General features: G+C 47.0%; 16 protein-coding genes and 1 riboswitch. Of the genes, 7 read left to right on the top strand and 9 right to left on the bottom strand.

The features are described 5' to 3' along the window. Positions 1-34: 34 nt before the first annotated feature. The 8 genes from V7Q13_RS05880 to V7Q13_RS05845 form a co-directional block, all read right to left on the bottom strand. On the bottom strand, positions 35-2,287 hold the full coding sequence (locus tag V7Q13_RS05880; protein ID WP_333799750.1) for a hypothetical protein: 2,253 nt from the start codon (positions 2,285-2,287) through the stop codon (positions 35-37). A 251-nt stretch (positions 2,288-2,538) separates the two neighbouring features. Next, positions 2,539-3,024, bottom strand: a complete 486-nt coding sequence (locus V7Q13_RS05875; protein WP_333799749.1) for a GNAT family N-acetyltransferase — start codon at positions 3,022-3,024, stop codon at positions 2,539-2,541. Then, complete coding sequence (gene xseB / locus V7Q13_RS05870) at positions 3,005-3,193, bottom strand: exodeoxyribonuclease VII small subunit (RefSeq protein ID WP_333799748.1); 189 nt, start codon at positions 3,191-3,193, stop codon at positions 3,005-3,007. Before xseB ends, V7Q13_RS05875 begins: the two co-directional genes overlap by 20 nt. After that, the gene (gene xseA / locus V7Q13_RS05865; protein ID WP_333799747.1) at positions 3,186-4,526 is read right to left on the bottom strand and encodes an exodeoxyribonuclease VII large subunit; all 1,341 of its coding nucleotides are present in this window, start codon (positions 4,524-4,526) and stop codon (positions 3,186-3,188) included. The genes xseB and xseA overlap by 8 nt, the downstream gene beginning before the upstream one ends. A 34-nt stretch (positions 4,527-4,560) precedes the next feature. Continuing rightward, complete coding sequence (locus V7Q13_RS05860; protein WP_333799746.1) at positions 4,561-5,262, bottom strand: diphthine--ammonia ligase; 702 nt, start codon at positions 5,260-5,262, stop codon at positions 4,561-4,563. After that, the gene (locus tag V7Q13_RS05855) at positions 5,259-5,486 is read right to left on the bottom strand and encodes a cysteine-rich CWC family protein (RefSeq protein ID WP_157479814.1); all 228 of its coding nucleotides are present in this window, start codon (positions 5,484-5,486) and stop codon (positions 5,259-5,261) included. The genes V7Q13_RS05860 and V7Q13_RS05855 overlap by 4 nt, the downstream gene beginning before the upstream one ends. Positions 5,487-5,544: 58 nt before the next feature. Next, entirely contained in the window at positions 5,545-7,479 is a 1,935-nt protein-coding gene (locus V7Q13_RS05850; protein WP_333799745.1) for a TonB-dependent receptor plug domain-containing protein, read from the bottom strand. Positions 7,480-7,606: 127 nt separating this feature from the next. Next, positions 7,607-7,817: riboswitch (cobalamin riboswitch) on the bottom strand. Positions 7,818-7,905: 88 nt separating this feature from the next. Beyond that, positions 7,906-9,960, bottom strand: coding sequence for a TonB-dependent receptor (locus tag V7Q13_RS05845; RefSeq protein ID WP_333799744.1), 2,055 nt, complete (start codon positions 9,958-9,960; stop codon positions 7,906-7,908). Positions 9,961-10,000: 40 nt separating this feature from the next. Between V7Q13_RS05845 and V7Q13_RS05840 the strand changes: the two genes are divergently transcribed. The 6 genes from V7Q13_RS05840 (at position 10,001) to V7Q13_RS05815 (ending at position 19,994) form a co-directional block, all read left to right on the top strand. Then, positions 10,001-11,335, top strand: coding sequence for an APC family permease (locus V7Q13_RS05840; protein WP_333799743.1), 1,335 nt, complete (start codon positions 10,001-10,003; stop codon positions 11,333-11,335). Beyond that, on the top strand, positions 11,328-12,503 hold the full coding sequence (locus V7Q13_RS05835; protein ID WP_333799742.1) for a trans-sulfuration enzyme family protein: 1,176 nt from the start codon (positions 11,328-11,330) through the stop codon (positions 12,501-12,503). The genes V7Q13_RS05840 and V7Q13_RS05835 overlap by 8 nt, the downstream gene beginning before the upstream one ends. 137 nt (positions 12,504-12,640) lie before the next feature. Continuing rightward, entirely contained in the window at positions 12,641-14,074 is a 1,434-nt protein-coding gene (locus V7Q13_RS05830; RefSeq protein ID WP_333799741.1) for a TolC family protein, read from the top strand. Positions 14,075-14,113: 39 nt separating this feature from the next. Continuing rightward, on the top strand, positions 14,114-15,493 hold the full coding sequence (locus V7Q13_RS05825; protein ID WP_333799740.1) for an efflux RND transporter periplasmic adaptor subunit: 1,380 nt from the start codon (positions 14,114-14,116) through the stop codon (positions 15,491-15,493). Positions 15,494-15,729: 236 nt separating this feature from the next. Next, complete coding sequence (locus V7Q13_RS05820) at positions 15,730-19,482, top strand: DEAD/DEAH box helicase (protein WP_333799739.1); 3,753 nt, start codon at positions 15,730-15,732, stop codon at positions 19,480-19,482. Further along, positions 19,482-19,994 carry a hypothetical protein gene (locus V7Q13_RS05815; RefSeq protein WP_333799738.1) on the top strand — a complete coding sequence of 171 codons (513 nt, stop codon included), beginning with the start codon at positions 19,482-19,484 and terminating at the stop codon, positions 19,992-19,994. Before V7Q13_RS05820 ends, V7Q13_RS05815 begins: the two co-directional genes overlap by 1 nt. Positions 19,995-20,020: 26 nt before the next feature. Here the strand turns inward: V7Q13_RS05815 and V7Q13_RS05810 are convergent, their stop codons facing one another. Then, complete coding sequence (locus V7Q13_RS05810) at positions 20,021-21,388, bottom strand: chloride channel protein (protein ID WP_333799737.1); 1,368 nt, start codon at positions 21,386-21,388, stop codon at positions 20,021-20,023. A gap of 193 nt (positions 21,389-21,581) precedes the next feature. Here V7Q13_RS05810 and V7Q13_RS05805 point away from each other — a divergent pair, with 193 nt between their 5' ends. Next, positions 21,582-24,350 (top strand): outer membrane beta-barrel protein, encoded by a 2,769-nt coding sequence (locus V7Q13_RS05805; protein WP_333799736.1) that lies wholly within the window; start codon positions 21,582-21,584, stop codon positions 24,348-24,350. The last annotated feature ends 331 nt before the right edge of the window (positions 24,351-24,681 follow it).

The raw sequence follows: 24,681 nt of genomic DNA, 5'->3' as shown, positions 1-24,681 counted from the left end.
TTGGTGGGGGTGTGGGGTGAAAATCTTATCTGACTTATGGAGCTTCGAGGGCAAAAGCAGCCAAAGAGCCGGCATCCAATTCATTGAGGCGGCGGTAACCATCCGTATGCAGGGCTACTACCTGCAGGCTTTGTGCAAAGGCAGCTTTTCCTCCCGGCAGGCATGGGCCCATCAGTTCTGCAGGCGAAAACTCGAGGTCGGTAGGGCTGGTACCGGGGCGGTATACACCGGCACTATCCCGCACATATCTGCCCACAGGGCCAATCACCATGCCGCTTACTGATGCTGGTGTACCTGCGCCACCTACACCGGTATTGCCACGTACTACAGCAAAGCTAAAGTCGGCAAAATCATTGCTGTGAAAGGCTTTGAACGAAATGGATATGTTCTTATCAGCAGGCCCGGTGTACTTAATAAACCCGCATGGGTTGGCCGTACGTACCGGCACTGTGCTAAGCTGTACCGGGTAAATGGCCGACTGGCAGGCATTGTTGTCTATCCGTACCACCATGTTGAAGCCATTGAAACCATTGTTTACACCTACCCATGGTGCCGTGGCATTTACGCTGTTGCCTTCATCGCCGGCTTTGGGTATCTGGAAAAATGCATCCGGCTTGTTTACCTGATTACCTGCATTGTCAAATACTTCCAGCCAAAACTCGTAAAGGCCATCGCCACTGAGGCTGCGGGTATCGAGGTTGCAGGTGTAGGTGTCAGTGCTATCCCAGCGGGCAGTGGCATCGCTTATACCACGGAAACCAATGGGGCTGGCGGGCGGTATAAAAAACAGCTCGGTGCCGGTACCCACATTTACAGGGCCAAGGCCAATGCTCTGGCTGCGGAAATGGGTGTCGCCCAGCGCGTCTGTCCATTCGGTGGTGTAGCCTTTGGATATGCTGTCGCTCAGGTATATAACGGGGCCGGCTACGGGCAGCATGTTTTCATTGGCTACTTTGCGACATGCCCACCTGAAATAGCTGGCACTTACATTGGGCAGCATGCTGCCAAACTTGATGATGAAATGCATTCGGCTGCTGCTGTGCGTAGTACCCAAGGGCGAACGGTGATCGGTGCCATATTTAAACAAGCCCATTCGGTTGAATGGCACACCCTGAATGGGCGTGTTGATGGCTTGCTGCTGTACATTTAAAATGGAGCTGGCACCAATACGGCGAACCCACAGGGCATCTTTGGCCATTACCATGCCACAACCGGGACGTACCCGTCCATCGCTTACCAAAATATTTACTTCTGTGCCACAGGCATAATCCCAATGGGTGTGGCAAGGAACAGACGGGCGGTACACAGTTACCCAGTTGCCATCAATCAGGTACTCTACCCAGAAATACAAATCGGGTACATCGCCCCCCGACCAGTAAATGATACTGGTATCGAAGCGGCCATTTTCATCGGTGTACACGGTTTTAATTTCATCGCAGCGGTAGAGGTAAGGCCATATCCATGGTGCCAGACAGAAGTAAGGATGCAATACATCAATGTGCTTGATGAGTGACTGACGAATGAGCTCAGTGTTTTTACTTACCAGCACCCGTTTCAATTCATCGTTGATAGGGGGCAATGCACTGAGTGGTGCCGATAACGCAGCTGAATTTATGCCGTCTGTGCCAACGGCAACTCTGTTTGGCCGGATCACATCGGGGCGAATAATGTCGGGTCGGAAAACATCCGGACGAAGGCGATCAAAAATAACCGGCCCTATGGGATCTATAGGAATGGGCGGCTTTGGTGGCCATGGTACTACCACCGGTGGAATGGGCGGGTTGAAAATGATATCGGGTATACGTACCAGAATATCATCGGGAATGCGGGGCAGTACCAGTGAAATTTTATCTACTTCACAAATGTGCACCCGTGCTTTGCACAGGGGCAGCTTTACTACTTTATCATCAATAATAAAGTTTTTGGCCACATTGCCCAGCACCCTGCAAAAGCGGAGTTTCCAGAATTTGAGCAAACTGTCGGGGATGGGTAGCAGCTGAATATTCAGTTCTTTGTCCCATTTCAATACGGGCTTATAAGGCCGGTATTTTTCCAGTTCATCCAGTGTGGTGGCACGGGCTACCAGTTTGTCGAGGGTGGGTACAATTACCAGTTGCAGTTCATCCATCGGAAAGTCCACTTCTTTGAAGTCGGCCATTCCTTTGTTTGTAAGTGTTGTTTTTTGTAACAGCTTGCCGCTGCGGTGAAATAAAAAAGCGGTGAGTTGGATGGGCTCTGCCGGTTGGCTGTCGAAGCGTACCGGAAAAGAAAGCATTTTCTTAGGCATGGTGTATCGGTTGAAAGTGTGAATGAATAGCTGGTGCATGTTGCCATGCGCCAGCATGTTTCAATAGGGTGGTTGGGGTTAAGGGAGCTTAAGGAGGGCAGGGTTTTGCTAATGGTGTGGGTATTGATGTGTGGGCTGCAGCGTGTTGTATGCAATACAAAAGTATCAGGCAGTAGCCATGGCCACAACCGTATTTATACTGTAATTGGAGCAGTGTTCTACTTAAAATAACAGGGTATTTTGTGCAAGGCTCACAACGCCTTTTCCATAAACACAACGCCTTCCAAAGGATTGTGGTAGTAGGGGGAACAACGACTAAAGCCGAGCTGCTCATACAGTTGAATGGCGGGTTGCAAACGGTCGAGTGTATCGAGCACCATTTTTGTATAACCCAGCTGGCGGCCTGCTGCTACAATGGCTGTGGCCAGCTGCTTGCCAATGCCCTTGCCCTGAAAAGCCGGCAATACATACAAGCGTTTCATTTCGCAAATACCATCTGCTTTTGTCCGAAGGGCTACGCAACCCGCAATGTCTTGTTTGTAAAAAGCCAGCAGCAATGCACCACGTGGCGGTCCGTACATAGCGGGCAAATCGTTGAGCTCAGCTTCGAAACTTTGAAAGCATAAATCTACGTTGAGGTATTGCTGATACGCCATGAACAGATCTTTGGCCATGGCATACAACTCAGGCGTCATGGCCTGAATGAGGCTTGCTGTATCAGGCTTCGCTACTGGCATCGTGTAAATCCTTTTCGATGTTGCGGAGCTTTTCTTCACAAATGCGAATGAGTTGCTTGGCAGCTTTTACTTTAGCAGCCAATGCATCCAGCGGCAATGTTTCATCTTCTATGTCGCTGACGAGCTGTTGCAGTTCTTGCCAGGCCTCGTCGAAAGTGCGTTCATTCATGGTGGCGAATATCTGAAATCTGACTGTGAATGGTATTGTTTTTTAGTACCGTTTGTAGGGGTTTGTCCTTATCGAGTTGAGAGGCATCAGTAATGATGCGGTCGTTTTGCAGGAGCATGGCAAAGCCTCGGTTCAAAATTTTGTCGGGGCTTACTTGTTCAATCAGCCTGCTGGTTTGCTCCAGCAATACTTGCTGATTGCGCAGCTGATGTTGCCAGCTTTGTTTTACCCGCAGTTGCATTTGTTGCAGGGCATCATTTGCCATTTTCCATTGGTCTTTGCTGCTGCGGTCTATCAGTAGTTGCAGGTCGTGCAGTCTTTCCCGCTGGCGCTGCAAGCGGTGCGGCACCAGTAACGACAACTTTTGCTGCCAGTGTTGCAATTGCTGTTGTATGCCCGCCATGCGGTCTTCTACGGTTTCGGTCAGTTGCTGGTTCAGCTGCATCAAGTCGCTGTCGAACTGCAAGCTTACGGCTACTATGGCAGCGGCTACCTTGGTGGGTGTTTTAAATTGCCAGCCCATCATATCGGCTATGCTGGTGTTGCGGTCGTGCCCAATGCCGGTAAACACGGGAATGGGAAACAACGCAATGCGGCGGGCAATATCGAAATGATCGAAAGCGGCAAAGTCGGTATTGCTACCACCACCACGTACAATGGCCACCACATCAAAAGAAGAAGCCTGCTGTCTTATTTCATCGAGCTGTGCAGTTATCTCCTGCACGGCTTGCTGGCCTTGTACACTTGCCGTAAATACCTGTACGTTAAAATCGTATCCGTAAGCATTGTGTTGCAACTCTTGTAAAAAATCTCGTTCCCCATCGCTGCCGGTGGCGGCTATAAGGGCAATGCGCTGCAATACTTTCGGCCACTGCAACTGTTTGTTGGCAGTAATGTAATCGCCATCTACGAGTTGTATTTGTGAAGGATACTGACGCAACAACAAATCGAGTGTTTGCTGTCGCTGCAGTTCTATTTGCCCGAGTGTAAAAGCACTGTCTATTTCGAGTATCTCCAGTTTCAATCCGTAGCGGGGATGAAAGCGAACAGCTACCCGACAACTGATTTCCAAACCATCGGCAAATGCCTGACCGGTGCGGCGTTCAAATTGTTGTAGCTCTGCAAATGCATTGGCCCAGAGCACTGCTTGCATTTCAGTTATAATGTGCTCTTTGTTTTTTTCGATGAGCTTAAGAAAACACCAGCGTTTATGGGCGTATTTTTTTACATCCGTTATTTCTGCGATTACCCAAAAAGTTTCCGCTTCAAAAACCTGTTCAATGGTTTCCTGAATGAGCGTAGCAAGAATGGATAATGGTAGCCTTCTGGTCATGGTGGTTCAAACCTACAGAAAAATGTGGCTGTACTCAGCCTTGCGGTACTAAGTGTAAATGTACCCAGCTAAAAATGGTCAATTCATTGGCATGCAGTGGCATTCGTTGCGAACTTACTTCTGTAGCCAGCACAGATAGCGGATACCGAAACACGGGGCCATAATAGCAAAAGGTATGGTACTCGCCATTTTCGCCACAGGCATCTATCTCTTTTGGCAACGTTGCAATGTTTGTATTGTCTAATGTTTTGCCAAGCCAGTGCTGTTCCATTTGGAGGGAAGCAATACAGCAAACGATACTTTTAAAACCAGCTGCAATGATTTCCTGTATAAGCAAGTTGGTAGGCTTTTGCCACAATGGAAAAATGCAATGCATGCCCAATGGTTGCAATAATTGTTCTCTGTATTGGCGGATGTCTGCCAAAAAAATATCACCAAAAGCAATGTGGTAAATGCCTTCCTGCTGCAGTGCTGCTGCAATGGTTTTGAATGCCGCTTCATAGGAAGCATTTTGAGCGGCATTTACATACCACACTTTGAGCGGAATGCCAATAGCAGCTGCTTGTGCAGCCATCAGCGTTTCGTGCAGGTGATGCATGTTGAGCTCTCTGGTGTGGGTATTGCAGGTGCTGAGTAAATATTTCACTTCGTACTTGCCTTCCTGTTGTATCAGGTGCAGTGCGTAGCTACAATCTTTGCCTCCGCTCCAGCTTAGTGCAATGGGTATTTTGCTCATTGTCCGATGCGGTATTTTTCTTTAAAGAAGGTGTATTTGTTTTGTAAATCCAACAAACAGCCCAAACAAAGACAATCCTGATATCGGTCAGCAATGAATGCCTTTTCTTCTTCGCTTAATACAATACTACTGCATTGGCATTGTGCAATATTGCCCACTTTGCATTCAAAAGTTTTGTTGCAGCGGGGGCAGTTGCGTGGTTCATGTTTGTGTGTGCTACTCATGTGGAGAGGTATTACATATCGGGCGAAACAGTGAAGTTGTTGTTTCGCCCGATAAAAATTAAAGCTGAACTGTAACGCCGGCGTTTACCACAAAGGGTATAGCATTGAAGCCTCGGGCTTCGTAAAACGTTTTGTTCGTGAGGTTTTGTGCATCGGCAAAAAAGCGTACCTGCTCATTGAGCTTGTATTCTGCGTAAGCATTTACAATAAAGTAGCTGTCGAGTGCTACGTCTTTTACTTTGTATCCACCCACATCGTAGCGTTTGCTGGCGTACTTAGCGGTTACACTGGCGTACAACTGTTTGGTTATTTGCCAACCCGCAGTAGCGTTGAGGCTATGCTTGGGGCGACGCAGCAAATAATTGTAGGTGGTGTCTTTAAACGTAACACGGCTTTGTGCAATTTCTTGAGTTGAAAGTAGTGTGTAATTGGCAGTGAATTTTACATCTTTTGTAATGCCAACAGAAGATTCAATTTCCAATCCTTTTACCCGCTGCTTCACAATATTGAAATACCGGAAAGTGTTGTTGTTGAAGTCGAGTCCATTGTCAATATCGCGGTCGAAGTACACTACCCGGTTGCTGATGCGGCCGTGTGTTTGCTGCAATCCCAGTTCATAGTTTTTCGATTCTTCAGCTTTCAATTGCAGGTTGCCGTACGATGAGTACAGCTGGTAAAGCGATGGCGCTTTAAAGCCTGTGGCAATGCTACCAAATATCCGAAAATGCTGGTTGATGCTGTAAGATGGATTGAAAGTGTAAGTGACGTTGCTGCCATAGCGGTCATGCACATTCAGGCGGCCACCAAGCTCAATAAACAAACCCTTGTGTTGAAACAGTACAGAACCATAGGCACTGGCCTGGCTTACCGAAGTATCTCTGAAACTACTGGTGTAGGGGCCAAAAGAACTAATGGATAAAAAGCGGTTATTCATATTGCTGAAGCGATAGTCAACACCATACACCGTGCTGAAACCCTTGCCCAGATTGATATTGGTGAAGAGCTCCAGGAACTGATTGCGGCCATAATATGCATCTTCACTGTACTTGCTAAAGCCGGGTACATGCGTACTGTCGTTGCGGTAAAAACGATCGATTTCGCTGTACTGATAATTACCCGTTACCGTAATGTTTTCGCCTTTGTACTGAAAGCCGGTACCAGCCATCAGGTTTTTATTCTTCAGCGTGTAATCTTTTTCATCGTTGTAAGCACCGGCATCAATATCAGAAGTGTATTGGTTGCGTTGCACAAAGGTTTTCAGCAACCACTTAGCAGAAGCCTGGTACTGAATGGCTGCATTTACGGCATCGCTGTTGTAGCCATCTTTTTCAAAGTTTTTATCGCCAGCGAGGTCTTGTGCTGCGCTAAATCCATCGGTCTTCAGCTTGGCATAGCGGGTGGTGTAAGTGAGTTTGCCAGCCTTGCCGTATACCTGCAGGTTGCCTCTGAATGTATTGAGGTTGCCATAGCTGCCGGTGGCTTTTACATTGATGAGTTTGCTGACGTCTTTTTTAACGGTAATGATATTGATGACGCCGGCAACAGCATCGCTACCATACAAGGTGCTTTGTGCACCACGGCATATTTCTACCCGCTCCACATCGTTGAGGCTGATGAGGTTGAGGTCGAAATCGTTGGTGATAACAGAAGGGTCGTACACAGGTATGCCATCCACCAAAATAAGGGTGCGGCCACTGTTGGCACCACGCATGTACAGGGTTTGGTTGGTGCCTGCATTGCTCAGCGCACCATTGATGGTAATGCCCGCCTGCTCATTGAGCAACTGAGCTACGGTGCGGCCTGCACTTTTTTCAATTTGTTCTCTGGAAATAATAGAAACAACCTTGCCTGTCTGGCTTTGTTTCTGCAACATTTTGTTGGCCGTTACGGTTACATCGTCAAGTGTTGACGGTTGTGTACTGTCGGCCCGTTGGCCAAAAGAAGTGGAAGCGAATACTACAGCGGCTCCCACCAATGCGAATCTCATGCTCATGTTTGAATGAGTTTGGTTGGTGATGAATTCCGCTTTCAGAAATGAAGTGATGAGAAGACACGAACGGGTGTTGCCTGCAGGTCAACACGTGGTTGCGATGCATTCCCGGCTTTTCCTCCGAAAGCTATGGTTGCTATTGCATCGGGCAGGTCTTCTGGCTTAGCCAATTGCTCACTGCCTTCCCGAAACAATGTTCAGTGGCATGGAGTGTAAGCAATGAAGTGCCTTCTGGTAAAAGAAGGGTGGCCTTACAGCTACGGGGATAGCGCCGGTTTTGCACCGGACTTCCCTTTTAATCACACAGTTGAACTATGTGAACCAAATGCGGTGCAAATATGGGAGTGCATTCAACAAAAGGCAAATAAATATTTACCCGCAGGTGTAAAACCTGTAGCGGAAAATTGGCAACGAAACCAGTTGGATGGTTTATTCAATCCCGATACCTGCATACCACAAGCGGCCGGGTGCCACATTAAAAAAGCGGTTGGCTGCTGCATTGATATCGTTGCCGAGGCTGTATTTGGTATCGAGCAAATTGTCGGCACCGGCAAATACATGCCAGCGTTGTTTGTTGCCCAGCTTGCCTTTGTAGCCTGCCTTGGCACCCACCACCTGAAAGGCAGTTGCCCTAAAGGTATTGGCATCGTTGAGCATGATGCTGCTGTTGTGGTAATAGTTGGCATTGAAGTAGAAGCCATATTTCATTTGCAACATGGCCCGCATGGCTACCGTGTTTTTGGGTACACCCGGTAGTTGTTTGCCGTTGTAGTTTACACCGAGTTTGTTGTAATCATTGTAGGTAAATGCGCTGTAAGTATGTGCTACCGAAACGTTCAGAAATTGAATGAAACTTTTTTGCACAAATGCATGAACGTAATCAATTGCCGTTTCTACGCCAGCCTGGCGGGTACTGCCGGCATTAATGTAAAAATCGCCACCACTCAGGTCTCTTTGTTGTACCAGCGTATTGTTAAGGTTAAAAATAAAACCGGTACTCGTAAGGCTGAGGGTTTTGAATAGCCGAACAGTTTGAGACAGCTCAACATTGTAGCCGGTTTCTGCTTCCAAATCGGTGCTGATGCGACCCGTACTGGGCAGCAGTTCACTCACGGTAGGCGGCGAAAATCCTTTGCTCACCGTTATCTGTGTTTCCCAATTGTTTTTCCATTTGTAGCCGGCACTCAGGCGGGGTGCTACTTCATTGTTGTAAGTACGTTCTTGTGTTACAATGGGCAAGCTCGACAAACGGGCAATCTTCACTTTGTTGATGTTGAGACTGGCGCCGGCATTGGCATAAAAGCCATTCTTCCATACCCATTCCACTTGCGTAAATGCAAAGCCGGTATAAAAAGTTTGATCGTCGTTCGTCAGCAAAGAATCTCTTTGCCCCAGCTTGTTGCGGCTTACCTGTGTATTAAAAAATCCTGCCTGAAATTCTGCGCCGCTTTGCCATTTGATGCTGGAGTTGTCGAGTTTTTTTTCATAAGCAAAAACAGTTCGGGTTCCCATGTGCGGTTCGCTTCTGTTTTCGTAGTTGCGGATGGCTGAGTTTTTAATGGTGGCGAACGAACCGTACAAAGCTGTGGTATTGCTCCAATTGCCGTTGAGTTTGAGCTGGCTGCTGATGCCTGCTAATAAGTTCTGCTGATAAATGGCTGCATTCACTTGCTGTGCAGAAGGGAAACCGCCCGCTGCAGGTCGGGCAGCTGTTGCATAGCTGTTGTACTCTGCCAGTGTTAATCCACCCGGTGTTTGATAGTACATATTACTGTACAACAGCGTTGCTGTAAGCGTTTGTTTATCGCTGGCTTTCAGCTGGCTGGTCCATGCCAGTTGGTCGCGGCGCATAGCTGTTTGGTCACGGTAGCCACGGCTTTCATTGTGAGCATAGCTGATGCGGTTGCGGTTTTCTTTTTGCCCAAAGTTTACTGCCGCCATCTGGTTGAGCAAACCATACGAACCCGTGCTGTATTCTGCCTGCACCAATGGCTGATCGTTGCTGATAGATTCCATTAACACCAGGCCACCGGTGCCTGCGCCATACATGCTGCTGGCGGGGCCACGCACAATAGTGGCGGTGCCAAAACTATTGCTGGTCATTTGGTTGAAGTAGGTATTGCCACCGGCATCGGTCAGCGGCAGGTTGTTGTAATACATTTTGATATTGCGCACACCAAAGGGACTGCGCAATGAACTACCCCGAATGTTGAGGCGATAGCTGCCGGGCGACCGTTCTTCCATGCGAATGCCTGGCAAAGTATTAAACGCAGTGACCAGATTGCCGGGTGCTGCCAGTTGCAAAACATTGGTTTGATATCGCTTGATGCTGGCAGTGCTCAAACTGCGCTGCTGCAAGCCAAACGGATTGGCCGTAATGCTGGCACTATCTGTGCCGGTGAGGGTATCGCTGACAATGGACTGCGCCTTTAGGGTTTGGAAAAAAAAGCATGCAATAAGGCAAACCCCTATTTTTAGTGGCATAAGAAAACGGGTAGTTAGAAAGTTGTAAAAATACAGGTACATGAACAATTCGAATAAGCTGGGTTTGTTTGACCTCACCATCATTGTGGTTAGCCTGGTGATAGGCATGGGCATTTTTAAAACGCCTGCCGGTATTGCCGCCAAAAGTGGCACCGAAACTATTTTTTACAGTGCCTGGCTGATTGGTGGATTGATGGCCATGCTGGGGGCCTTCGTGTTTGCAGAAATTGGCGCCAGGTTACCCGTAGTCGGCGCTTACTACAAAGTGTTTTCTTATGCATATCATCCTGCGGTTGGCTTTACTGTCAATACACTCATCCTCATTAGTAATGCTGCTTCGCTGGCGGTGGTTACATTGATTGGGGCTGAGTACTGCAGTCACATGTTGTTTGATAAGCAAATGGGTTTCGCTTTCAATGTGACCTTGTCCATTGTAGCAGTGGGCATATTTTTTCTGGTGAATTTGATGGGCTTGAAAACGAGCAGCCGCACCCAAAATATCCTGATGATTGTAAAAGTGGGACTCATCTTGTTGTTGATTGCTGCCATGTTTACCGGCCAGCATGTAACTCCCACCGATTACAGCACCGATCCCATTCGCACCTACACCGGCGACAATGGTTTGTTGCTGTTGGTGATTAGTATGGTGGCGGTTTCTTTTACTTACGGTGGCTATCAGCAAACCATCAATTTTGGTGGTGAAGTGAGCAAGCAGGGCACGTTACAAAAAGGCATTTTCATTGGCATCATCATCATCATTTTACTGTACCTCACTGTGAATTATGCATATGTGCAGGTGATTGGCTACGACAACATGAAAAATGCCACATCAATTGGATCGTTGTTGTTTCAGGCTTTGTTTGGAAAAGTAGGCGGCAAGGTGTTCGACTTTGCTATGTTCATCAGCGTGTTGGCTTACGTCAATATTTTGCTGATGAGTAATCCACGGGTAATGTACGCCATGAGTAAGGATGGTGTGTTGCCGAAAATATTCAGTTATCAGCATCCCAAAACACAAGCGTTGGTGCCGGGCTTGATTACTTTTTCCGTGATTACTGTTGCTGTTACTTTTTTCGGTAAAGGCGTTGATAATATTTTGGGCTTCTCCATTTTCTTGGATAGCATGGGCTTTATCACCTGTGCATTGGCGCTGCTCATTTTGCGGTATCGGAAAGTAAATGATGAACTGGTGCAACCCGGCTTTATCAGCAAAATCATTCCGGCTATCGCTATTGTATTTATGCTCGCCTACGGAGTAGTAGCCACTGCTGTAGTGCTCGACAACTGGAAGGCTGCCCTCACAGGTGTGGGCCTGCTGCTGCTGTTTGTAGCGGTGTATTTTGTGTTTATTCAAAAAAGCAAATCAGATGTCTGACTTAGACCTGTCGTATATCCTCAATCAACTGGGCGAACAACATGAAGAATACTTCAATGCGGTATCGCCACCGATAGTGCAAACCAGCAACTTTTTATTTGATACTGTTGATGATTTGCGGCAGGCTTTTGCAGCGGAGTATGATGCGTTTTTGTACAGCCGTGGCAATAACCCTACAGTAGAAATTCTGAAGCAAAAACTGGCGGCTTTGGATGGCGCAGAAGATGCACTGGTATTTAACAGTGGCGCATCGGCTATCTTTTGTTCGGTATTGCCATACGTAAAAAGTGGCGATCATATTGTAAGTGTGAAAGCTCCTTACACATGGGCACAGCGGTTGTTTGAAGTAATACTGCCCCGCTTTGGAGTAACCACTACATACATAGATGGCACCGCCATTGAACACTGGAAGGCAGCTACGCAATCTAATACGGTGTTGTACTATCTCGAAAGCCCCAACAGCTGGACTTACGAATTGCAAGATTTGTCGGCCGTGGCGGCGCAGGCCAAACAGCACAACATTGTGACCGTTATTGACAATAGTTACTGTACGCCATTGTATCAGCAGCCCATCAAACACGGCATTGATTTGGTGCTGCAGAGTGCCACTAAATTCATTGGTGGCCACAGCGATGTGGTAGCCGGTGTGGTAAGCGGTAGCAAAGCCCACATGTCGAAAATTTTTTACAGCGAATACATGACAACAGGCGCCGGAGCCACTCCTTTTCATGCATGGTTGTTGCTCCGTGGTTTGCGTACGTTGCCCATCCGTTTAGAACGTGTTACCCGCACCACACATACCATGATTGTCTGGTTGAAACAACAGCCCTGGGTGTCCAATATTATTTATCCGCTTGATGCGCAGCATCCGCAATATGCATTGGCCAAAAGCCAAATGAAAGATGCCGGAGGATTGCTCACGTTTGCTCTCGAAGTAAAAACGGTACAGCAAATGGAAACCTTTTGCAACGCCTTAAAACGCTTTCGCATGGCAGTAAGTTGGGGCGGTCACGAGAGCCTCATCATTCCAAAATGTGCAGGCATGCCTGCAGCGGATTTTGATGCCAGCAATGCCACACACCGGCAGGTGCGGGTGTACTTTGGGCTGGAAGATGCGGAGGTGTTACAACAAGATTTAACTCAGGCAGCACAGCATGCCGGTTTGTAGCAGACATTTTTAAGGGGCGGGTTTTACGGCCGCGGTTGGCTATTTATTCCCATCCGTTTTATCATGCGTTGAACGGGTTCACCCGCCACTTATCCAAAAACCGTGGGCTGAGCCCATGGCGGGGCTACATTTGCGGTATGAAGAAATTTGGATACCTGCTTTTGGGAATCATGGTTATGCAAACAGCTGCTGCCCAAGATAAATGGGACCTGCGCCGCTGCGTGGAGTATGCCATTGCCAACAATATTTCAGTAAAACAAACGGATGTGCAGGCCCGGCTTAATGAGCTGGTGTACCAGCAAAGCCGCGACGGTCGCTGGCCCACCCTCAACTTCAGCACATCGCTGGGTGAGCAGTTTGGCCGAAGCATTGACCCCACCACCAACCAGTTTACCCAAAACAACATCACATTCAGCAACATGAACATCCAAACGGGTGTGTCGTTGTTCAACTGGTTTAGCCAGAAAAATACCATTGAGGCCAACCGCCTGACGATGGAAGCCAGCAAAGTGCAAACCAAAAAAGTGCAGGACGATATTGCGCTGAACGTAGCAGCGGCGTACTTACAGGCGCTGCTGAGCAGTGAGCAAAAACGTACGGCTCAGGTACAGGCTGCACAAACCATGGAGCAGCTCGTTATTACCCGTAAGCGGGTAGATGCAGGTTCTGTTCCGGAGCTGAATGCAGCCGAACTCGAAGCCCAACTGGCCCGGGATAGTGCAACCATTGTTACTGCAGAAAGTACTTACCGCCTCAATTTGTTGCAACTGAAAGCCCTTTTGATGCTGGATGCAGGTACCCCCTTCGAAATCACTACCCCGCCTATCGATCAAATACCTGTAGCTGCTATTGCAGACCTGCAGCCGGAAATTGTATATGCTGCTGCTGTGCAATTGCGTCCATTGCAAGTAGCCAACAAACTGCGTTTGCAAGCTGCAGAAAAAAATGCTGCTGTAGCCAAAGCCAGCATGTATCCCACCATTAGTGCATTTGGCAACATTCAAAGTGCTTATTCCAGTGCGTTGTCACGCTTGCCTAAGGGTACCAACGTAAGCGCAGTTGTGCCTACTCAATCTTTTGTATCGGTACAGGGCCAGTCTTATTTTGTAAATACGCCGGTTTCTGTGCCAAGCCGATTTGTAGATGCTAATTATTTCCGCCAGCTGGATTACAACTTTCGCCAGTCGGTGGGGTTGAGTTTGCAGGTGCCAATTTTTAATGGCCATCAGGCACGTACCAACTACAAGCGGGCCATCATTAATCAGGAAAATATTCAGCTGCAAATGACCGCAGATAGCCTTACCCTGAAGCAGGATATTTACACGGCGTATCAAAATGCTATCAATGCATTGGCCACTTACAACAGCCGCAAAAAAGCGTATGAAACTGCTGCCTACAGCTACAGCCTCGGCCAGCAGCGCTTCGAAGTAGGCCTGTTGCCTGTGTTTGAATTAATTACATTGCAAAACAACGTACAGCGGGCACTCATTGATCAGCTCACTTCCCGTTTTGAATATGTATTTCGTACCAAAATCTTAGAATTCTATCGCGGCTCAGGCATCAGTCTGTAAGCCAGTCTATACCATTGCAACACCGCATAAGTAATTATTATGAAGAAGAAAACAATTTGGATTGTCAGCATTTTAGTAGTAGCCCTGGTTACACTGGTGGTACTCAAAAAAACGGGTACTATTGGTGGCGAAGATGGCGTGAAAGTAGCAGTAGAACTGGCCGATAGCCGCACCATTATTGAAACCGTGAATGCCAGCGGAAAAATTTATCCGGAAATAGAAGTAAAAATGAGCTCCGACGTGAGTGGCGAAATTACCGAGCTCACTGTAGCCGAAGGCGATAGCGTTCGGCGTGGTCAGGTGCTGGCCCGGGTATATGCTGATATTTACAATATTCAACAGCAGCAAGCTGCGGCCGTTGTCAATCAAAACCAGTTTCAGGTAGCCAATACAGAGGCACAATTACAGGGTTTGAAAAGTGCTATGGAACAAACTTTAGCGCAATACAACCGCCAGAAAAAATTGCTGGATGGCAAAGTCATCAGCCGCCAGGAATTTGAAGTAGCAGAAAATGCCTACAACAATGCAAAAGCAAGCTACAACGCCGCTTTGCGTTCTATTGATGCTGCCAAAGCACAAGTAGCCAGCTCACAGGCCAACCTGCAGCGGGCCAGTAAAGATGTAAGCCGTACCACTATTGTATCGCCTATGGATGGTGTGGTAAGCCTGCTGAACGTAAAGAAGGGCGAACGTGTGGTAGGTACCGCACAAATGGCCGGCACTGAAATGATGCGCATTGCCGACATGAGCCGTTTGGAAATACGGGTAGATGTAACAGAAAACGATGTACCAAAAGTACACATTGGCGATAGTGCATTGATTAGTGTGGATGCTTATTTGGGTCGTAAATTCAAAGGCGTTGTGTACCAGATAGCCAGCAGCAATACAGGAGCCGTTACTGCAGGTGCAGCCAGCAGTAATGAGGTAACAAACTATAAAGTGTACATCCGCCTGTTACCCGAAAGCTATGCCGATTTGATTGACCCTACTAAGCCTCGCAACTTTCCTTTCCGCCCTGGTATGACAGCCAGTGCAGATATTCAAACCAAAATCAGAGCCAATGTACTGGGTGTGCCCATTAATGCAGTAGCTACCCGTGATAAAGGCGATAAAAAAGCCGCCGAAAAGAAAGAAGGAGATCAGCCCAAGGGAGCGGGTATGGATGATGCAGCACCTGCCAGCAGCGAAGATGAAGAAAAAGATGTGGTAGTGTTTGTGTACGATAAAGCTACCAGTACAGTAAAAAAAGTGATTGTAAAAACCGGTATTCAGGATACCCGTTTTATTGAAATTACCAGCGGCCTTACCAAGGGCCAACAAGTGGTAAGCGAACCTTACAACGTTATTTTCCGCACCCTCAACGATGGTATGAAAGTAATTGTGGTAGATAAAGCAAAACTGTTTGAGGTAAAAGATTAACTCAAAAAAGTATTGTAACTACACGAAATTGTTGAATACCCCGGAGCTTATGGCTTTCGGGGTATTTTATTGCCCGTATGGCGGGCATTCAACAGCATTTGTTTATGCCTCACTTTTTCCGTTACTTTTGCCAATTGCCCTTTTCGAAGCAGTGCTAACCCGGCACTCTTCAAAATTGTAGGTAACAATAGCAAACCAAATAGATATTGCCGGGTGTACATGCCCGGCCACCAGATATGTCGCTCCCTTTTTTTATAAAGCATATTTACAACAACGCCAGCGAGGAAGTGATTAAGCGAGGCAAACGCATTCATGCCCTCGGGCAAATGGATTTGCTGGAACACAACCCCATTTTGGAGTCGGTTTCTTTTCGCATAAAAGATGATATGTACAACACCTGGTACAAGGTGAAAATAGACCACTACAACCAGCCACGTACCATGACGCTGCGCTGTACCTGCCCTTACAACCTTACCGAAGTGTGCAGGCACAAGGCTGCTGCTCTCATTCAACTGCAAGAAATGAGTGAACAGGGCTTGCTGGGCGGGCAAATTATGCGGTATAAGCAAGCCCACACTCTTATCAAAATCCGGCACATCGATCTTAAAATGATTCGCATGTTTACCGGCAATGATAACTATGATGCAGCCGAAGAAATTTTGCGTACCCACTCGGCTACTATTACCAGTGCTGCCAACGAAAAAGTAGAAGCAGAACTGGTGTTGGAAGGACAAGCATACAAACTGGTGATTCGAAAAAACGATGAACGCTACTTTGACACCAGTTGTACTTGCAACGATGAAGACCACATTTTATGCAAGCATAAAACTGCATTGTTTTTGCAGCTGCTCAATGCATATGGCGCCCATTACTTCGACAGCATTCGCAACTACGACCGGGATAAAGAAAAACTGCTCGGCTTGTATGGCTATACGTTGGATGATGATTTGACCGGCAAGTTTGAATTTACTTACAAAGACGGCAAGCCTTTTTTGCGGGTGTTGGATGCCTCCATCAAACGGGTGAATATGCCCAATACAGCAGTGCCCAAGCCAGTGGCAGAGCCTGCCATAGCTAAGGCTAGCGAAACACCTGCAGCCTTGCCCGCCGTGCAGCGAGATTTGAAATCTCTTGGATTGGTGTTTCGCCCCGAAGGCCAGAACTATCCGTTTTTTGTAGTGGATGCGGTGCAGGGTACTTTGAATGATGAAGGCAATTTTGCCGGCAAAGTAGAACGCATCGACCTCGGCAAATTTGTAGATACAGAAGTGTTTGGCGAGGAAGACAAACAACTGCTGCAACAACTGCGCAAACTCAGTGACAGTGAAGTAAATAAATACCTCAACCGCAACTCACCATTTAGCGGTATTTGGGACAACATTGTACAAACCAACGGCGATGATTTGCCCGATGAAACCCGGGTACTCATTCATGAATATTTGCATCCCAAACTGGCCCGCATTTGGGCCGACAATCAGGCAAATCCCTGCTTTGTATTGGGCGAAGGAAAAAAATTTGTAACCGGTCAATTGCAACCGGCTCACATGAGTGAAGACCTGATACGGCCAGTAATTACAGTAACGGCTGAAGGCGAATCATTTGAAGTAACCTGCATAGCCAAAGCCAGTGGCGAACAGTGGCCTTTGGAAGATAACGAATGGGCATCTATGCTCATTATGCTGCGGCAAGGCACTTTGTATTGTTGGCAAAAAGCAGAAGACATACAAGTGGCCATGCACTTTGCACAGCCACAGCTCATCAGCAAAGAAGACTGGCCACAATTTGCTGAACAAAAGTTGCTGCCCATTACCGGCGAATACGAAGTCATTTTCGATAAATCGATTACGGCACAGCTGCGGGACCAAGAGCCCGGTATTAGCGTACAGTTGCAAGAGAAAGGTGAGTTTCTGGCCTTTGTACCTCAGTTCAGATATGGAAGTGTGGTAGCGCCGCAAAATGAACAAGCTACACTTACTTCCTTGCACAATGGCCGCATTATGGTCATTCATCGCATGCTGGAAAAAGAGCATCAGTTTTTTCAAAAGCTGAGCAACCTGCATACCAATTTTATACGACCAGAAAGAAGCAGGCAACTGGTGCTGAAGGGCACCGATGTGCTGCGCAACAACTGGTTCTTCCTGTTCATGGAATCGATGCAGGAAATGGAAGTACCGGTGCAGGGGTTTGATACGCTCCGCAATTTCCGTTTTAATGCTGCAAGACCCACTACACAAATACGCATTAGTAGTGGGGTGGATTGGTTTGATGCCAAGGTGGATGTACAGTTTGGCGATCAGCACGTTCGCATATCGGATATTAAAAAAGCACTGGCAGCCAAGCAAAGTTTTGTGCATCTGGGCGATGGTTCATTGGGTATTTTACCCGAAGAATGGTTGAAGAAATATTCGCTGCTGTTTAAAGTGGGCGAAAGCCATGGCAGCCAGTTGCGCCTCAGCCGCTATCAGTTTGGTGTAATAGATGAGTTGTATGAGCAACGCGATGAAATGGAGTTGCTGGTAGAACTGGAAGAAAAATTTGACCGGCTGCGGGATTTCAAACGCATCAAAAAAGTGGCGCCCCCCAAGCATTTGCAACCCGTGTTGCGACCTTACCAAGTGTCGGGTTTTCAGTGGCTCAATTTTTTGAAAGATGCAGAGTGTGGCGGCATTTTGGCTGACGATATGGGTTTGGGTAAAACCATTCAGGCCCTTACGATGCTGGAGCATTATGAAAACAAAACCGGTGGTTTAAAAGCACTGGTTGTTTGCCCCACCACATTGCTCTACAACTGGGAAAATGAAATCAAGAAGTTTACGCCGAAGATGGAATATTTCATTCATCATGGCGGGCAGCGTTCACGTGAGTTGAAAGATTTGGAACCTCACCACATCATCATTACCACCTATGGCACCTTGCGTAGCGATTTGATTTTGATGAAAGAAATTGCTTTCGATTTTGTGATTCTGGATGAAAGCCAGGCCATTAAAAATCCGAATAGCAAAGTAGCCCGTGCTGCTTGTTTGCTACAAAGCAAGCATCGTATTTGCATGAGTGGTACACCGCTGCAAAACAATACGTTCGACATTTATGCGCAAATGAATTTCCTCAATCCCGGCTTGCTGGGCAGCAGCGATTTCTTTCGCAATGAATTTGCTACACCCATTGATAAGTTTGGTGAGCAGGAGCAAAAAGAACATTTACGCAAACTCATTTTTCCATTCATCCTGCGCCGTACCAAAGAGCAGGTGGCCAAAGATTTGCCGGAGAAAACAGAAACCGTGTTGTATTGCGAAATGGGCGAAGCACAACGCAATATTTACGATGCCTACAGAAACGACTTTAGAGATAAAGTATTGGGCGTAATCGACAAGCAGGGAATGGAACGCAGCCAGCTCACCATTTTGCAGGGCCTTATGAAACTACGTCAGATTTGTGACAGCCCTGCTATTCTGAACGAAGACGAACGTTATCCCAACCACAGCATTAAGCTGGAAGAACTGGCCCGTGAAATCACTGAAAACATTAGCGATCACAAGGCATTGGTGTTCTCTCAGTTTTTGGGTATGCTGAGTTTAATACGCCAAAAGCTGGATGAGCAAGGTGTGAAGTATGAATATTTTGATGGAAGTACGAATGTGAATGACCGACAAAAAGCCATTGAAAATTTTCAGAACAATCCGGAGTGCCGGGTATTCCTTATTTCACTCAAAGCAGGTGGAGTGGGTTTGAACCTGACTGCTGCCGATTATGTGTACATTGTAGATCCGTGGTGGAACCCTGCGGTAGAGCAGCAAGCCATTGACCGTACGCACCGCATTGGCCAAACCCGCAACATTTTTGCCTACCGCATGATTTGTAAAGACACGGTGGAAGACAAGATTATTCAACTGCAGGAAAAGAAACGCATGCTGGCCAAAGAGCTCATTGCAGATGATGCAGGTTTTGTGAAGAAGCTCACAAGAGATGATATTGAATACCTGTTTAGCTAATGAATAAGAAACATTTTTTACTCAGCCTTTTTTTGCTCTGCGCCACTGTGCTGTTGGCACAGGAAGACAGTGCACAAAAAGCAGCAGAGGCTGCCGGAGAAGGGCCACTCTATGCATTGGGTCTTAGCATCATTTTAATTTCATTTTCGCTGGTCTTCTCTGCTGTATTTGTAGCGTTGCTCATATTGATATTAGCAGCAGTGGCCATATTTGTGGCATTGGCTGCTGCCGGAGTAGTGTCCGTTGCCACGTTGTACGGCTTTCAGAAACGGTCTTTTAGTGCAGGTTTTAAAGCATTGCTCTGGTTGGTTATTCCCGCTACGGCAGCCGTTACAGGTTGGGTGGTATTGTGGGCGTTGAACGGCATTTTTCATTGGAATATCAATAGCGAATACAGATTAATGATTGGAGTAGGCGGCGGTGTACTCAGCGGTGCTTTACTCACGGTGCTTATCATAAAGCTGGCTCAAAAAATCATGGGCTGGCTTGTGAAAAAGTTTACCATAGTATAAGCTCAATCATAGTTGTACAGGCACTATCAAGCTTTTGCAGTTAAGCTACTTTTTTGCTCCTCTTGCTGGGCTTCGTGCAGGTATTTATGTTTCAGATGGTCGTACAACGAGTGGCGATCAATTAAAAATGCTACCCCGTTGGCTACCAATGCTGCCAGCATTAAGTGAAAAATTACGGAATGCCGGTCAGTCATTTCTAACACCAGAATAGCACTGGTAAATGGGCTACGTGTAACGCCTGTAAGAAAAGCCACCATGCCGGCTAAGACCACCACATTGGTAGTGGCAGCATCCAATGTAAAGAGCTGCGCCGTTGATGCGCCAATGGCTGCACCGGCACTTAAGGAAGGTGCAAATACACCACCAGCTCCGCCAGCAGGAAACGATAATAAAGGACCAGCAACACGCAACAGTGGAGCGTACCAGGCTTGCTGCTGTTGATTAAACAATACATCAATCATTAATTCTTTACCCGAACCAAGCACCTGATGTGAAACAACACTGGCCAGTACCGCCATACACAAGCCCGCCGCAATGGTATGCATGGCCTGCTGTTGTTTGTTTAGTTTACTGCGCCACTGTAAAATAGCGAGAATGCCTCTGGCCAGCCAGGCACCAAAAACACCTGCAATTGTACCCGCCAGAATGATGAGTAAAAGCAACCAGCCAAAATGGCTGTTTACTTTTGGATAGCCCAGATAGAGGTACGAACCCATAAATGCTTGTGCGGTAAGCCCTGCAATAATCACCGCTACAAATAGTGCGGTACGAAAATGACGAATGTGATTTTTGGACAACTCTTCTATGGCAAACACTATACCACCAAGCGGAGTATTGAAAGCCGCCGCTAAACCTGCAGCAGCACCTGTCAATACCATATTTTTTTTTGAGCTTTTTGGCCAGCTGGCAGGCAACAATGCATTTACCTGGCGAAATACGGATGCTGCAATTTGAATGGTGGGCCCTTCTCTGCCAATGGCTGCGCCCCCCAATACAGCCACAAGGCTGGATGCAATTTTTACCAACATCACTTTTAATGAAAGCAAATGCCTGGTAAGCAAATGCTGACGTGGATTGGATAATTCAATAGCGGCCATTACCTGTGGTATGCCACTACCCTTGGCCAATGGAGCTACTTTGTACACCAGCCACCAACTGAAGAAAAAAGCCAATGGAGATAGAACTAGCAACGACCACCATTTCCATTGTAATAATTGAACTGATAGATTTTCGGCAAAGGCAAACATTTTGGCATACAGCACCGCAATAACACCCGTAATGATACTGGCAATCCAAAATGGTAGCGATTGCAAGAGGTTCTTTTTGACCTGTCCGTTTTCGAGCTGCATGGCCAAGCGATTCCAGGCTTTTTGCAGCATTGCCGGAGTTTTCATGCCTGCAAAATACGCATCTGTGCTCAAAGGCTGTTTTACTGGCTCAGCATAGTGTTATTTCTTACCGTTGAACCATACTTAAATCCACTGGTGTAGCCATTAACCTTCATTAACAATACTTCTGTGGCACTTAACGGTGTGTGTGGATTGGCAGATATAGTTTTGCCGTCATATGCAACAAATAGCTACACACATGAGGTCGTTTCGTTTTCTGTTGAGTTTCGTTTTTTTCTTACTGGCAGCGTCCAGCTTTGGACAGGCAAAAATTGGTACTGTAAAAGGCAACGTGATAGACACCGCCAGCAAAAAGTTTTTGCCCAGCGCTACCATTAATGTGCTGGATGCCAAAGACAGCACACTGGTTTCTTTTGGCCGCAGTAAGGAAAATGGCTCTTTTGAAATAGGCCGCCTGGCAGTAGGCAAGTACCTGCTGTTGGTTACTTACACCGGCTTCGATAAAGTGCAACAACCTTTCAGCATTAGCAATGAACAACCAGTGGTTGAGTTTCCGGCCATTGCTATGAGCAGCAATGCTACACTCGATGGCGTAGTGGTGGTGGCTGCTCCCGTAGCTATTAAAGGTGATACTGTAGAATTTAATGCGGCGTCATTTAAGGTAAACAAACCCAATGCCGTGGTTGAAGACCTGCTGAAAAAACTGCCGGGTGTAGAAGTAGCAGCCGATGGTACTATTAAGGCCAACGGACAAGAAGTGAAGAGAATATTGGTGGATGGCAAACAGTTTTTTGCAGACGATCCGAAGCTGGCCACCAAAAACCTGCAGGCCGATATGGTAAACAAAGTGCAGGTGTACGAAAAGAAAAGCGACAAAAGTGAGTTCACTGGTTTTGATGATGGCAATGCAGAACCCACCATCAACCTTACACTCAAGAATGATAAACGCCAGGGTGTGTTTGGTAAAATAGCTGCCGGCTATGGCACCGACAATCGCTATCAGGCCAATACCAACCTCAACAGTTTTAAGAAAGGCGAACAGATTTCTTTGATAGGACAAGCCAACAATGTAAACCAGCAAGGCTTTAGTGTAATGGATGCATTGAGCTTTAGCGGTGGTGGCGGTCGTGGTGGCGCCAACTTTGGCGGAGGCAATGCCCAGGGTATTACGGCTACACAAGCCATTGGCCTCAACTACAACAACTTTAAGAGCAGCAAGCTCGACCTCAATACCAGTTATTTTTTCAATGGCACACAGCTGGAAAACAACTACGACCTGCAGCGCCTGAGCTATGTGGGCGATACCACACAGAATTACAAAGAGCCCGGCTTCACTGGTCGCAACAACAACAATCATCGCCTCAATATGTCGATCGATTGGAAAATGGATAGTAGCAATTCCATCATCGTTCGTCCTGCAGTTACTTTCCAAAATACAGAAAGTGAAACCCGTAAAACCTACAATACTGTTGGCTCCAGCGGCAACTTGCTGAGTGATGGTGAAAGCCTCACCAAGAGCAACAGCAGTGGTTACAATATGAGTGGCTCTGCGTTGTGGCGCCACAAATTCGACCGTGCCGGCCGCACCTTTAGTGCACAACTCAACTTTGGCCGCAACGAAAGCGATGCCGATGGAAGCCAGTACACCATCAACAACCGCTACAAAGGATCGAACATTACAAGAGATACCATTCGGCAAATCAATACCACCAAATCCATTGCCAGCAATTATGGTGTTGATTTGAGTTATACAGAGCCAATGAGTCGTCGCTCCATCATAGAGCTGAATGCGTTCTATCGGGCCAATGAGAGTACCAACGATAGAAAAACTTTTGACTACAATGCCGGTACACAGGCGTACGACAAAGTAAATGGCCGCCTCACCAACTTTTTTGATAATGAGTATACCTATGCAGGTGGTGGTTTGACTTTCAAAGAAAACCGCACAGGCTGGAACTACAGCATTGGTGCCAAAGCACAACAGGCTACCCTGAGTAGTTTGGTGCAAGGCAAAACAGAACCTATCTCACAAAGCTTCTTCAACATTTTGCCGGCTGCACAAATACAAATAGGTAAGAACCGCTATCGCAATTTCCGGTTGTTTTACAACGGAGCTACGCAAAACCCATCGGTTACGCAATTGCAGCCTATTGAAGACATTAGCGATCCGCTCAACATTACCAAGGGTAACCCCAATTTGAAGCAGGCTTTCACCAACAACTTCAGGGCTAACTACTCCAGTTTCGATCCTTACACCATGAAGAGCTTCTTCGTTTTTGCCAACGTTCGTCAAACGCTCAATGGCATTGTGAACAGCGATAGCATTGGTCAGTTTGGTGGCCGCTACACCACCTACGAAAATGTGAATGGTATTTTCAATGCCAACGTAAACATGAGCATTGGCTTGCCTTTGCCACTCGGCGAAACCCGTGCCAATATTAATTTGAACACTGGTGCCGGCTACAGCCGAAATGTGAATTTGCTGAACAAAGCACAGAACGAAATCACCAATATCAACCTGTCTCAAGGTGTAAGCGCCAACTACAATTTCAAAGAATTGTTTGATGTAAGCCTCGGTGGAAACGTAGCCTGGACCCGTGCCCGTTATTCGTTGCAAGAAGCACAAAACACCAACTTCTTTACCTACAGTTCCACTTTTGAAACCAACTGGTACCTGCCTAAAAATTTCACCTTGGGAAGCGATGTGACGTTCACTGCCAACACCGGCCGTGCCGATGGCTTCAACCAAAGCTTTACGTTGTGGAATGCCTACATTGCTAAGTCGGTATTGAAAAACAAGCGGGGCGAAATTCGCTTACGTGCCTACGATTTGCTCAACCAAAACACCGGCATCAGCCGTGTAACGAGTGGCAACTATGTAGAAGACAATCGCTACACGGTACTCAAGCGATACTTCATGCTCACCTTCACCTTCAATCTCAGCAAGTTTGGCGCCGCCCAAAGCGGCAGCGGCCAACGCATGATGATGATGGGTATGCCGAGATAGCAATTTCCTGTTTTTAGTTTATAGTTTGGGGTTCAGCATTCATGATGCTGAACCCCATTTCTTTATCTCGTACCGACTCCTGTCGGGGGATGCTTTGGTGCTGCTACTACCGTCGCAAAACACAAATACAGTACAATTGCAATCATTCAACAACTATTGTGTATACACCTTTTATTGAAGAATTGGGTGAAACTGATAGGCTTAGTATCAAAAATGCTGAATCATTTTAAAAATACCCCCCCCATTTTTGATTATTTTCAATTATACGGGCTTTAGTAGAAAAGGAGGGTAATTGTGCCTACATTGCATAAGCATTAACGGTTACACTTTC

The organism is Phnomibacter sp., from assembly GCF_036803085.1.
Lineage (GTDB): Bacteria > Bacteroidota > Bacteroidia > Chitinophagales > Chitinophagaceae > Phnomibacter.
This window is presented reverse-complemented; position numbering and strand designations above follow the sequence as displayed.

Coding starts and splice junctions, on each gene's coding strand:
- V7Q13_RS05840 (WP_333799743.1), top strand. CDS start 10,001: ATGAACAATTCGAATAAGCTGGGTTTGTTTGACCTCACCATCATTGTG.
- V7Q13_RS05820 (WP_333799739.1), top strand. CDS start 15,730: ATGTCGCTCCCTTTTTTTATAAAGCATATTTACAACAACGCCAGCGAG.
- V7Q13_RS05845 (WP_333799744.1), bottom strand. CDS start 9,960: ATGCCACTAAAAATAGGGGTTTGCCTTATTGCATGCTTTTTTTTCCAA.
- V7Q13_RS05880 (WP_333799750.1), bottom strand. CDS start 2,287: ATGCCTAAGAAAATGCTTTCTTTTCCGGTACGCTTCGACAGCCAACCG.
- xseB (WP_333799748.1), bottom strand. CDS start 3,193: ATGAATGAACGCACTTTCGACGAGGCCTGGCAAGAACTGCAACAGCTC.
- V7Q13_RS05830 (WP_333799741.1), top strand. CDS start 12,641: ATGAAGAAATTTGGATACCTGCTTTTGGGAATCATGGTTATGCAAACA.
- V7Q13_RS05860 (WP_333799746.1), bottom strand. CDS start 5,262: ATGAGCAAAATACCCATTGCACTAAGCTGGAGCGGAGGCAAAGATTGT.
- xseA (WP_333799747.1), bottom strand. CDS start 4,526: ATGACCAGAAGGCTACCATTATCCATTCTTGCTACGCTCATTCAGGAA.
- V7Q13_RS05835 (WP_333799742.1), top strand. CDS start 11,328: ATGTCTGACTTAGACCTGTCGTATATCCTCAATCAACTGGGCGAACAA.
- V7Q13_RS05825 (WP_333799740.1), top strand. CDS start 14,114: ATGAAGAAGAAAACAATTTGGATTGTCAGCATTTTAGTAGTAGCCCTG.
- V7Q13_RS05875 (WP_333799749.1), bottom strand. CDS start 3,024: ATGCCAGTAGCGAAGCCTGATACAGCAAGCCTCATTCAGGCCATGACG.
- V7Q13_RS05815 (WP_333799738.1), top strand. CDS start 19,482: ATGAATAAGAAACATTTTTTACTCAGCCTTTTTTTGCTCTGCGCCACT.
- V7Q13_RS05855 (WP_157479814.1), bottom strand. CDS start 5,486: ATGAGTAGCACACACAAACATGAACCACGCAACTGCCCCCGCTGCAAC.
- V7Q13_RS05810 (WP_333799737.1), bottom strand. CDS start 21,388: ATGAAAACTCCGGCAATGCTGCAAAAAGCCTGGAATCGCTTGGCCATG.
- V7Q13_RS05805 (WP_333799736.1), top strand. CDS start 21,582: ATGAGGTCGTTTCGTTTTCTGTTGAGTTTCGTTTTTTTCTTACTGGCA.
- V7Q13_RS05850 (WP_333799745.1), bottom strand. CDS start 7,479: ATGAGCATGAGATTCGCATTGGTGGGAGCCGCTGTAGTATTCGCTTCC.